Genomic DNA, 11,064 nt, shown 5'->3' with positions numbered 1-11,064 from the left:
GCTTCCATTTGTCGATCGCACAATTCGCACTGCATAATTTTCTCAATGCTGCTGGATAGGAGAATTGCTACTTTTAGTTTATAGCCTTTCTCAGTAACATGGGGCATAGGCCTCCGTGGGCATAGGGCATAGGCCTCCGTGGGCATAGGGCATACCTCACCACGCGATCGAACCGCTATAGCGCGATCGGCTGTGATTCATGTGAATGAAGGTCGAGCCTACTTCTGGACAAAAAAAACCCCCTAAAAAAGGGGGCATCCAAGCAGAACCTACGCGTCACAAAATATACAGGAGCAAAAACAAAACAATCCAAATAACATCGACAAAGTGCCAGTAAATCTCAGTCGCTTCGATTCCGAAGTGGTGCTCGCTAGAATAGTGACCTTGGGTGCGCGATCGCCACACCACCCCCACCATCAGCAGCACTCCCAACGTAACGTGCAAGCCGTGAAAGGCAGTCAAAACGTAAAAGCAACTGGCATACAAATTAGTCGTCAAGCCAAACTCTAAATGAGCGTATTCGTAAACCTGACCCCCCAAGAAAACTGCCCCCATAGCAATAGTTACGAGCAGCCAATTACGCATTCGGGCCGCATCATTTTTTTTGATTGCAGTATCCGCATTGTGAATCACAAAACTGCTAGCAATCAGAATTATCGTATTGATTCCCGGCAGCAATAACTCTCGCGCCGGCGTACCTTCAGGAGGCCACACGGGGGCCATCGCCCGATAAATCAAATACGCCGCAAACATACCGAAAAATATCATGCCTTCAGCGCACAGGAAGACAATTACACCTAACATTCGGTGGTCGGGATGCTCGACACCGTGTGCTTCTACCTCGGCCTCGTGGTGGTAATTCAGGGCTGTTTTTGCCGGATCGATCGCTGGAATTTGCATAATAAATTGGTAATGAAGAAGTCAGTTGTCAGTTGTCAGTTGTCAGTTGGCAGTTGGCATTAGTCATCAGTCATTAGTTAACAGTCAACAGTCAACAGTCAACAATGCCCAATGACTAATGACTGATGACTAATAACTACTCGCCATCTTGACTTTCATCAGCAGGAGAATCAACATCTATGTCTGATTCAGGAGCGACCAAAGTTGCAGTACCGCCAAAGAAAGTTGAAGCTTGAGCCTCCGCAATAGGAATACCCTGTTTCAGGGCGTTGCGGGTGGCATTTTCCCTCAGCTTGAGTCTGAGACGTTCCCCTGTATGCTGAATTTTTTCCATGCCGTAATCGTAAGGGCCTGTTGCCAGTACCGGCACTCCTTCAAAATTTTCGATTGGGGGCGGCGAAGTCGTCATCCATTCCAAACTCAAAGCTTGCCAAGGATTGTCACCTGCTTTCGGGCCGTACCTCCAGCTCCAAATCACATTAATGATAAACGGGATTGTAGACACTGCCAGCATATAAGCACCGACAGTACAAATGACATTAATTGTGGTAAATTTCGGGTCGTACATTGCCACCCGCCGAGGCATTCCTTGCATCCCCAAAGCGTGCATCGGCAGGAAAGTTACAGTAAAGCCCACATAGGTTAAAACAAAGTGAACTCTACCCCAAAATTCATTAATCATCCGCCCCGTCATTTTGGGGAACCAGTGGTAAAAAGCAGCGTAAATTCCAAACACTGAGCCGCCAAACAGCACGTAGTGTAGGTGAGCGACGACAAAATAAGTGTCGTGAACGTGAATGTCGAAAGGTACGGAAGCTACCATGATCCCGGTGATGCCACCGAGGACAAATGTTGAGATAAAACCCATCCCAAATAGCATCGCGCTGACAAGCCGGAGTTTGCCTCCCCAAATAGTTGCTAACCAGCTAAATATTTTAATCCCAGTTGGTACGGCGATGATCATAGTCGTGATCATAAAAAACATCCGCAGCCAGCCGGGGGTGCCGCTGGTAAACATATGGTGCGCCCACACGATTAAGCCCAAAAAGCTGATCGCGAGACTGGAATATGCGATCGCCAAATAACCAAAAATTGGCTTGCGGGAATGCACCGGCAAAACTTCTGAAATCACCCCAAAAAAGGGCATAATCATAATGTAAACTGCCGGGTGCGAATAAAACCAGAATAAATGCTGGTAGACGATGGGATCGCCGTTGCCGGTCGGGTTAAAAAATGCCGTCCCTGCTAACAAGTCAAACGACAGCAAAATCAAAGCTGCGGCTAACACTGGAGTAGCAATCAAAGTCAGCGCTGAAGTCGCAATCATCGCCCAGCAAAACAAAGGCATTTCATTGAGACTCATGCTCGGAACGCGCATGGTAAAGATGGTAACGGCAAAATTCACCGCCCCCAAAATCGAAGAAGTTCCCAGAATCAAAACGCTGAGAATCCAAATTTCTTCTCCCGCTTGAGCAGTAACTAAGCTCAAAGGCGGATAGGAAGTCCAACCCGCCTGTGGAGCTCCTACCAAAAAACTGCTCAACAGCAACACGCCGCCTACGGGAATGAGCCAAAAGGCAACGGCATTCAGCCTGGGAAATGCCATGTCTTTTGCCCCAATCATTAAGGGGATCAAAAAGTTAGCAAATCCGGCTCCGGCGGGTACGATCCACAGGAAGATCATCACCGTGGCGTGAACAGTAAATAAACTGTTGTAGAGTTCGGGGGTGACAAAATCGGCGTCTGGGGTGGCGAGTTCTGTTCGCACCAAAGTTGCCATCACGCCGCCGATTAGATAGAAAATAAATGTTGTGACTAGGTATTGAATACCGATGACTTTGTGGTCGGTATTAAAAGTGAAGTAGTCGCGCCAATGTCTATCGGCGGGCGCTGTTCCGCGAGCCTCAGTGTTTGCACTTTCTTGGAACTGTGCTTGTGTCATAGTTATTAGTCATTAGTTATTAGTCATTAGTTATTGGCTCAGGAGCAAAGACCCAGTGCCAGGAACTAATGACTATTTTTAGTGATGAGTTGGGTGAAGTTGTTCTAGGGTTTCGGAATTAATTTTTATTTCCCTGACGTAGGGAGCCAAAAATTCACCGTCTGACAATTCCCCTGGATTGGCTGCAACTGCTTGCTCTAAGTTTTGACTGCTAGCAACTTGCTGGCTTTGCAGCCAACTGTCGAATTCTTCGGGCGTCTGAACGACTGCTAAAGCTTTCATCGCTCCGTGATAAGCGCCGCACAATTCAGCACAAACAACCCGGTATTCGCCGGTTTTAGTTGCTGTAAATCTCAGTTCGCTCGGCCGCCCGGGAATTGCATCTTGTTTGAGGCGAAATTCCGGCAGCCAAAATGCGTGCAGCACGTCTTGGGCTGAGATATTTAGCTGTACGTCGCGGTTGACTGGCATATGCAGTTCGCCGGAACTAACGCCGCTTTCTGGATAGCTAAAAATCCAGGCGTACTGCAAACCCATGACATTTACCACTAAATCTGCTGGTTTGTCTTCGTTTTCTGGGGAAGCGCCTACGCCTAAAGCAACGAATTTTTGAGACGGAATTTGAGGGGCGTTTTGGGGTGTATCTGAGAGTGTGGCTGCGATCGCACTTCCCCGCATTTTAGAGTGCGCTTGCATGGTGCCGTGGTCGTGATTGCCCATCGGATCGAGGCCTCCCATTGAGTTGTAAATCTCAAAACTGTAGACTCCGATTCCTAAAATAATCACCGCCGGCACGGCTGTCCAAAGAATTTCTAAGGGAAAGTTGTCATGCCAAGGCGGCCCGTCTGTGTTGTCTCCTTTACGGCGGCGATATTTAATTGCGGCAAAGATGAGAATTCCTTGGACCATAATAAATAGTCCAGTGGAAATGGTCATCATTGTATTGAATAGTCCGTCTATCTGGGATGCTTCATCAGAGGCGGCGATCGGCAGTAAACCGTGATTCTGCCCGTACCAGAGACTGATCAGAGTCACTCCGATGCCGGCGAGCATGGTGAGGATGGAACTTGGAATGTTCACGCTGGTACTTCTTAATAGCGACACTTCTCCGCTTGAAAAATGAAGGAAGCGCCTCTGGGTTATCAATTTTTAATTGTAAATGGTATTTTTAGTAAAATGTCTATCTTAAGGGTTACTTAAGGCTTAGTCTGTTTGACCGAGCGCCCGCGCGCCTAAAAAATACGTCTTTTGTACCTTGACAAAAATGAGTAAAAATGGTAAACAATCGCTCTGTTTGGCTGCTAAATTTGAGATTGTTTCTCAAACACCATCAAATGCTGCTGAGGTAACATATCTTTTGTCTCTTTCCATACTAAACCGACGGCTGCCATTTCTTTTTTCACCTGCTTCTGCGTCATTTTGTGCAAACCTTTAATGGGAATCAGGGGGTTTTCGCCCCGATACTCGATCGATACCGTGCGGCCCCCGGGTTTGAGTGCTTTCACAATTCCTTGCATCATTTCTCTGGGATATGCAAATTCGTGATAAGCATCGACCATCACAACTAAATCCACGCTGTTTTCTGGCAAATTCGGATTGTCGATATTTCCCAAAATTGGCTCAACGTTAGCGATATTTTTTTCTTGTTTATTCAATTCCAGAAAATTAATCATTTCCGGCTGCACGTCAACTGCTAAAACTTTTCCTTGTGGAACTAAGGGAGCGATGCGAAAGCTAATATATCCCGTTCCCGCTCCAATGTCTGCTACAATATCGGTTGGTTTTAAATCGAGATTGTTGACTAATCGAGCTGATTTTTCTTCCATGCCGCGAGACGGTCTTTCCAGCCAACCAGCCCCTTGATATCCCATGACTTGGGCAATTTCTCTACCCATGTAAAATTTGCCGATTCCGTCGGGATTGTGGACGGTTCGCTGCTGATAAATGGTGTCGCTATTGGCGGTTTTACTTGCTGCTGCACAGGCATTGAGCGGCAACAGGCAAATAATTGTCAGGATTATTACTGTTAATGGTTTAAGGAATTGTGCGGTTTTTTTCACGATATTTTTGATTTTGTGTTTAAATTTATTTCTCGTTCCCTGGCTCTGCCTGGGAACGCAGAGCGAGAGGCTCTGCCTCGGTAATAAGCTGTCGCCCATTTAAATTGTATATTCAGGGCGGGCGGGACACCCCACAAGATTTTAATTTTTTTTGACCTACAATTTAAATGCCGCAACAGCTTATCCAGAAGAGTTCAAAACTTAATTGACAGCGGATTCTAACAATCTGATTGTACCATAATTTGCGTCAATTTCGACTTCTTTGCCGATCGGCAAAGTGAACTTATCGCGGATGTGTCCCACCATTGAACCGTACCACGCGGGAATCTTCAAGGGGCGAATGTGGTCTGACAAGACTTGAGGTAAGGTTAGGGACTCTTGGGGTTTTTCAGCTTCGCACTTGGTACACTGTCCGAAAATAAAACCGGATATTCGATCGAGAATGCCCGCTAATTTGAGCTGCGTCAACATTCGATCGATTCGATAAACTTCTTCGCCAACTTCCTCGACAAACAAAATACTGTTTTCCCAGGTCGGTAAATATGCAGAACCCACCATTGCTGCTATTACTGATAAATTGCCGCCGATTAGTTTTCCCCTAGCTGTTCCGGGCCAGATTGTTTCAACTTGCACGCTTTTGGAGTTTTGCAGCGTAACCGAACCTCCGTTAAACAAAACTTTCTTGACGTAATCTACTGTAAACGGGCTCCAATTTGAGACACCTAACGGGCCGTGGAAAGTAACAATATTAGTTTTAGCATAAATCGCCAATAACAGCGCAGTAATATCGCTGAATCCCATAATAATTTTGGGATTGTTGCGGATAATATTGTAATCCAGGAGCGGCAATATCCGACCGCAGCCCCAGCCGCCCATCCCGGTAAAAATAGCTCGCACTGAGTCATCGGCAAAGGCTGCGTTGACATCGGCGGCGCGATCGGCATCCTTGCCTGCTAAATAGCCGTAGCGGTCGTAAAAATGCTCTCCAAATTTAACTTTTAAACCCAGGTTATCCAGAACTTTAAAAAATGGCTGCACTTCTTTTTCGTAGTTGAAAGCGGCAGGATTGATTAAAGCTACAGTATCGCCGACTTGCAGGCGGCGCGGCTCGATCGCACTTTTGGAAGATAGGTTAGTTTGGGCTAACGGCAAAAGCTGAGTACCAATAGCAGTCAGCCCAAAAGTTCTGAGCAGATAGCGGCGGCGGAGAGTCATAGCTGTTAGGTAAATTTTGCTATAATTGTATAACAAAATCTCTGCCATATCAGTTGAAAATTGCGAGTTTCCAATGAAAACCGACACTAAAATCTCAGCTAAAAAATCTTGGACTAAAGCTTTAGCCCGTCCTGCTGCGGAGTTTCCGCTGACTCAGCTATTGGTTAAAAGCGGTAAAATTCCCGAAGGATTGCGCGGCACTCTCTACCGCAACGGGCCCGGACGTTTGGAACGCGGCGGCATGACTGCGGGACATTGGTTTGATGGCGACGGTGCAATTTTGGCAGTACATTTTACCGATGCCGGTGCTGCTGCTGTTTATCGCTACGTGCAGACAGCGGAATATCAAGCTGAGGAAAAAGCTAATAGATTTCTCTACACTAATTATGGCATGACAGCACCTGGCCCTGCGTGGTTGCGGTGGACGAAACCTGTTAAAAATGCTGCCAATACTTCTGTTTTAGCTTTGCCAGATCGCCTTTTAGCTTTGTGGGAAGGCGGCCCGCCTCACAGCCTCAATTTGCAAACTTTAGAAACTATTGGCATCGATAATTTAGGAAATTCAGCCGGAGAATTTCCCTATTCCGCTCACTGCAAGCGTGACCCGATTACTGGGAATATTTTTAACTTTGGAATTATACCGGGTGTCAGTACAAAGTTGAATCTGTATAAAAGCGATCCTACAGGCAAAATCGTGCAAAAAGCAACTTTTGGTTTAGATGGAATTCCCATGATCCACGATTTTGTTTTTGCTGGAAAGTATCTAATATTTTTTGTGCCGCCAGTACGAGTAAAATTTTTTCCAGTATTAGCTGGAATTAGCAGTTACAGCGACTCTTTGGAATGGAAACCCGAGTTAGGAACGCAAATATTAGTGGTTGACTCGGAAACTCTATCTTTAGTTAGTCGCGGCGAAACCGAACCTTGGTTTCAGTGGCATTTTGCTAACGGTTTTGTGAAGGAAGATGGTTCGGTGGCGGTTGATTTTGTGCGCTTGGCTGACTTTAAAACTAATCAGCGGCTGAAAGAAGTAGCGACGGGTGAAACTCGCACTGATGCGGAGGGTTCTCTGTGGCGGGTGCATCTCAATCCTCAGACGGCGAAAGTGACAGCAACAGAAGAATTGTTGGATAAACCTTGCGAATTTCCGGTTGTACCTGCTGCCGAAATAGGGCAAGAGTCGCGGTATATGTATCTGGCAATGTATCGGCCTGACGTTGATATGGTAGCGGAAACTTATGGTGCGATCGCCCGTTTTGACACGCAAAGCCGCAATCTCACAATTGCCGACTGTGGCGAAAATCGCTATCCCGCCGAGCCCATCTACGTTCCAGATATTTCGTCGGAGAAAGGTTGGATTTTGACAGTTGTTTACGACGGCAATTCTGACAGCAGCGAAGTCTGGATATTTGACAGCGATCGACTTTCAGATTCCCCTGTTTGCCAGCTAGAATTGCCCGGTGTCATACCTTTGGGCTTTCACGGCACTTGGAAATCTGCCCTATGAGAATTGTGTAAAGAAGTGTTACGGAAGATTTATTAAAAATTGTTGCCGCTTCTCTGTCAAGTTGTTAAGGTGTGTGTAGATAGGAAATTCTCATATCTAGGAGGTGTGGAATTGATAATCTGGATTGCTCAATTATCCTGTGCCAATTCGCACGAATCCCCGGCGATTTTAACTGGCGGCTGCACAGGATATCGTCTGCCTCTGCGGACTAAAAAAACAGGGGTAATCAAGCCCTGGCGAATAACCAATCCCGGCGAATATTCCCGGCGAATAAATTCGGGGCTACACAGGCAAAGTCCGCCTCCACTGACTGAAGAAAGAGGGGTGATCGAACCCCGCTACATGACAAATTCGCGGTGAATATCCGGCGAATTCGCGGCTACACAGGCAAAGTCCGCCTCCGCGAACTGAAGAAAAAGCGGTAATAAAGCTTGCTTTGGCATGATTCCTGACTAGGTTTTCTCATCTGGGCTTGGTCTGCTGGAATGAGGTGAAAAGACCAGATATTTGACTGATTTCTGGCAAACCAAAAGTTTAGTTCAACTCACGCGCACGTTAGCGATTCAACAGTTTTTAGTTTTGAGTTAACCCCACAAATAAATGAGGTCTATCGAAACAAGATAGCCTTTCCCAAAATTATGAATTATCAGTTGTTACCGCCAAAATATTCAACTCATAACTGATAATTCACAACTCACAACTCATAACTCCGTGCCGCGGTGAGCATCTACCAAAAGGTTTAATCTATGCAACTTCAAGGAAAGACGGCTCTTGTTACAGGAGCTTCGCGCGGAATTGGGCGAGCGATCGCCCTGGAATTAGGGCGACAAGGAGTCAAACGTTTGGTGATTGTGGCGCGCAACCGCAAGGACTTAATTGAACTGGCAGAGGAAATCGATGTTTTTGGCACAGAAATAGTGCCGTTAGCTTTGGATTTAACTCAGTCTGTAGCGGTGAATATTGCGATCGCCCAAGCTTGGCGAGATTGCGGCCCGATTCACCTGCTAGTCAACTGTGCAGGCGTCGCGCACCAAGCATCATTCTTGCGTTCCCCGCTGCCATTAATCGAGGAAGAAATCGCCTTAAATTTGCTCGGAACCTACACAATTACCCGCTTGATAGCTCGGCGAATGGCCACTCAAAAAGAGGGAACAATCGTCAATGTTTCGAGCTTGATGGGAAAAATTGCCGCTCCGACAATGGCGACTTATTCTGCTACCAAATTTGCGATTTTGGGATTCACCCAAGCTTTGCGTAGCGAGTTAAGTCAGTACAATGTTCGAGTCACAGCTTTGCTGCCATCCCTAACAGATACCGACATGGTGCGAGACTTGGAGCAATTCCGGTGGGTAGTGCCGACAACTCCCGAAAAAGTTGCCCTAGCACTTGTCGCGGGATTGCACAAAGATGCGCCGGAAATCTTGGTAGGATGGCAAAGTCATCTAGCAGTTTGGTGTCACCGAATTGCTCCTTGGTTGTTGGATTTTGTGTTGCGGATGGCGACTCCACAACTTCGGGATAAAGCGCGGGGCCGTAAATTGCGGGAGGCTTTAGCTAGCGGGCGATAAACTTTTTATGGGCGGGCAAGATGCCCACCCCACAAGAAAACTCATTCTTTTGTGGAACGGGCATCTTGCCCGTTCCTAAGCGCACCTTACCTTTGGCAAACACTCTAACTGTTAGTCACTCATCCTCCTCAGAAAATAGCGACGGTAAATCCCGTTCTCCTCTCACCACCCTGATAATTTCAATTCCACTGTCTATCGGCCGATAAAGAATAATGTAACCCATGAGAGGAAGCCCCCGCACAGAAGCAGCTAGTTCTTCGTAACTACGACCCATATTAGGAAAGTTAATTAAATTGCGACACTTTCGATTGAACTCCTCGACAAACTGTTCTCCGGATTCAATATTTCTAGCTGCAAAGTAATCCGAAATTTCATCTAAATCGCGACTCGCTTCTGGAGAAACAATGTAGCGACTCATCTTTAGTCCTCCCGCATTTTCCGAAATTTTTCCTGCAATCTTGCTATGACTATTTCTCCATCAATCCCTTCACCGCGATCGAGTTGAGCTATTCCTGTTGATACTTTTGATCGCGTTTCTTCTACCCATTTTTGATAGCTGTGGCTCTCTTTGGGCTCACTGTTGTCGGCTAGGAGTTCTAATGCCGCTGCGATTACCTCCTCCGCCGAAGGATATCTGCCACTTGTAACTTGTGCTTCTATGAATTTTTGCTGCTCAGGCTTGAGAGTAATTTTCATGGGGTTTACCTCTGAGAACCTTGAACTATTATATCATTTCCACTCGCCCTGAAGGGTAAAAGCCGCCCAATAATAGGGAGACTGCCATTTTTCCTGCTGCATCATTTCAATCTGTGCGGCCCTCAAAGCTGCCGCCGGTGCTAACTTTTGTTGCAGCATTTTTTGATAAAACTTTTGCATTAACACAGAAGTTCCTTCATCATCTACACTCCACAAACTCACGGCCACCCGCTGAGCACCTGCATACATAAAACCCCTTGTTAATCCCACCATTCCTTCGCCTTTAACATTCTGTCCCATGCCCGATTGACAAGCACTTAAAACCACTAAATTTGCCGCTAATTTCAAGTTGAAAATATCCGTGAGGCGCAAAAAACCATTGACAAGATTGCCCTTGTCATCTACCATCGACATCACAATTCCTGACAGTTCGGGATTTTTGTTGTTGGCAATGCCGTGGGTGGCTAAGTGAATGATTTGATAATTGACTAAATTCCCATCGGTAGCAGTAGTGCGACTGGCATCAAAATCAAATATTTGGCGGCTAGAAGCTGAGGGGAATAAGCTGGATATTGTTTGGGCTTCTTGGCGGGTAAATGGTAGGCGTTCGGGCGGCCATCCCCGATCGGAAGCACGAAGCGATCGATTTAAACCGAGGTTGTTTGCTTCTAATTTTTCTGTCGTTGCTTGGGTAAGTTGTCTTTTGACTCTTTCATCGGTGGGACTGAAGACTGGATCGGCTAAAATTGCTAAAGTTTGGCTTGGGGGTTTTCTATCTCCGTAATTTTGCCTGAGAATAGCGAGAGTTGAGGCGGAAGGCAGGGTAATAATTTCATGTTCGACAATTAAGGGAACATTGGTATTTTGTCCGGCGGTTTGGGAAATAGTTAAAGCTGGAAAAGGAGTATAGTGCAGAACGCCGTCGGGAACAATTAATAAGCGTTTGTTTCCTAATTGGGCTGCTGCGGGCTGTAAAATTAATTGACCCAGATTTGCACTCGCTTCGGCAACTTTTTTGGGAGTATATTTGTCATCTCTGCTAGTTATTGCTGTGCGGAAAGCTGTTGCTGCTGTTTCAATGTCAACCTGTTTTGGCAATTCATAGCTAGTTAGTCCCGTTGATGTTACAACCCACAAATAACTGCGAGCTTCGCCGAGGGAATACTGCAATAAAAT

Annotated in this window: 10 protein-coding genes; 2 read left to right on the top strand and 8 right to left on the bottom strand. The window is 46.4% G+C overall.

Annotated features, from left to right (window positions below):
* Positions 1-276 precede the first annotated feature (276 nt).
* The 5 genes from ACUVJL_RS28830 to ACUVJL_RS28810 all read right to left on the bottom strand — a co-directional run bounded on the left by ACUVJL_RS28830 (position 277) and on the right by ACUVJL_RS28810 (position 6,117).
* Positions 277-900 carry a cytochrome c oxidase subunit 3 gene (locus ACUVJL_RS28830; protein ID WP_445248980.1) on the bottom strand — a complete coding sequence of 208 codons (624 nt, stop codon included), beginning with the start codon at positions 898-900 and terminating at the stop codon, positions 277-279.
* Between the two features lie 136 nt (positions 901-1,036).
* The gene (ctaD, locus tag ACUVJL_RS28825) at positions 1,037-2,842 is read right to left on the bottom strand and encodes a cytochrome c oxidase subunit I (RefSeq protein WP_445248979.1); all 1,806 of its coding nucleotides are present in this window, start codon (positions 2,840-2,842) and stop codon (positions 1,037-1,039) included.
* A 78-nt stretch (positions 2,843-2,920) separates the two neighbouring features.
* Positions 2,921-3,922, bottom strand: a complete 1,002-nt coding sequence (locus ACUVJL_RS28820; RefSeq protein ID WP_445248978.1) for a cytochrome c oxidase subunit II — start codon at positions 3,920-3,922, stop codon at positions 2,921-2,923.
* A 221-nt stretch (positions 3,923-4,143) separates the two neighbouring features.
* Positions 4,144-4,902, bottom strand: coding sequence for a class I SAM-dependent methyltransferase (locus ACUVJL_RS28815; RefSeq protein WP_445248977.1), 759 nt, complete (start codon positions 4,900-4,902; stop codon positions 4,144-4,146).
* Positions 4,903-5,103: 201 nt separating this feature from the next.
* Positions 5,104-6,117, bottom strand: a complete 1,014-nt coding sequence (locus ACUVJL_RS28810; RefSeq protein WP_445248981.1) for a S66 peptidase family protein — start codon at positions 6,115-6,117, stop codon at positions 5,104-5,106.
* 73 nt (positions 6,118-6,190) lie between these two features.
* Here ACUVJL_RS28810 and ACUVJL_RS28805 point away from each other — a divergent pair, with 73 nt between their 5' ends.
* Positions 6,191-7,624 carry a carotenoid oxygenase family protein gene (locus ACUVJL_RS28805; protein WP_445248976.1) on the top strand — a complete coding sequence of 478 codons (1,434 nt, stop codon included), beginning with the start codon at positions 6,191-6,193 and terminating at the stop codon, positions 7,622-7,624.
* A gap of 746 nt (positions 7,625-8,370) precedes the next feature.
* Positions 8,371-9,192, top strand: a complete 822-nt coding sequence (locus ACUVJL_RS28800; RefSeq protein ID WP_445248975.1) for an SDR family NAD(P)-dependent oxidoreductase — start codon at positions 8,371-8,373, stop codon at positions 9,190-9,192.
* A 115-nt stretch (positions 9,193-9,307) separates the two neighbouring features.
* Here ACUVJL_RS28800 and ACUVJL_RS28795 read toward each other — a convergent pair whose 3' ends face one another.
* The 3 genes from ACUVJL_RS28795 to ACUVJL_RS28785 all read right to left on the bottom strand — a co-directional run.
* A complete protein-coding gene (locus tag ACUVJL_RS28795) occupies positions 9,308-9,610 on the bottom strand; it encodes a type II toxin-antitoxin system RelE/ParE family toxin (RefSeq protein ID WP_445248974.1) in 303 nt (100 codons plus the stop codon).
* 2 nt (positions 9,611-9,612) lie between these two features.
* Positions 9,613-9,888 (bottom strand): ribbon-helix-helix domain-containing protein, encoded by a 276-nt coding sequence (locus ACUVJL_RS28790; protein WP_445248973.1) that lies wholly within the window; start codon positions 9,886-9,888, stop codon positions 9,613-9,615.
* Positions 9,889-9,921: 33 nt separating this feature from the next.
* The coding region (locus tag ACUVJL_RS28785) for a CHAT domain-containing protein (protein ID WP_445248972.1) at positions 9,922-11,064 on the bottom strand (1,143 nt) is incomplete at its 5' end.

Source organism: Microcoleus sp. OTE_8_concoct_300 (assembly GCF_031383065.1).
In the GTDB taxonomy this organism is placed as follows: domain Bacteria; phylum Cyanobacteriota; class Cyanobacteriia; order Cyanobacteriales; family Microcoleaceae; genus Microcoleus.
Note: the sequence above shows the minus strand (reverse complement) of the source record. Positions and strands in the feature narration are given on the sequence as shown.

Excerpts from the sequence above, each read along its gene's own strand:
- ACUVJL_RS28790 (WP_445248973.1), bottom strand. The coding sequence starts at position 9,888 with ATGAAAATTACTCTCAAGCCTGAGCAGCAAAAATTCATAGAAGCACAA.
- ACUVJL_RS28810 (WP_445248981.1), bottom strand. The coding sequence starts at position 6,117 with ATGACTCTCCGCCGCCGCTATCTGCTCAGAACTTTTGGGCTGACTGCT.
- ACUVJL_RS28830 (WP_445248980.1), bottom strand. The coding sequence starts at position 900 with ATGCAAATTCCAGCGATCGATCCGGCAAAAACAGCCCTGAATTACCAC.
- ctaD (WP_445248979.1), bottom strand. The coding sequence starts at position 2,842 with ATGACACAAGCACAGTTCCAAGAAAGTGCAAACACTGAGGCTCGCGGA.
- ACUVJL_RS28800 (WP_445248975.1), top strand. The coding sequence starts at position 8,371 with ATGCAACTTCAAGGAAAGACGGCTCTTGTTACAGGAGCTTCGCGCGGA.
- ACUVJL_RS28795 (WP_445248974.1), bottom strand. The coding sequence starts at position 9,610 with ATGAGTCGCTACATTGTTTCTCCAGAAGCGAGTCGCGATTTAGATGAA.
- ACUVJL_RS28805 (WP_445248976.1), top strand. The coding sequence starts at position 6,191 with ATGAAAACCGACACTAAAATCTCAGCTAAAAAATCTTGGACTAAAGCT.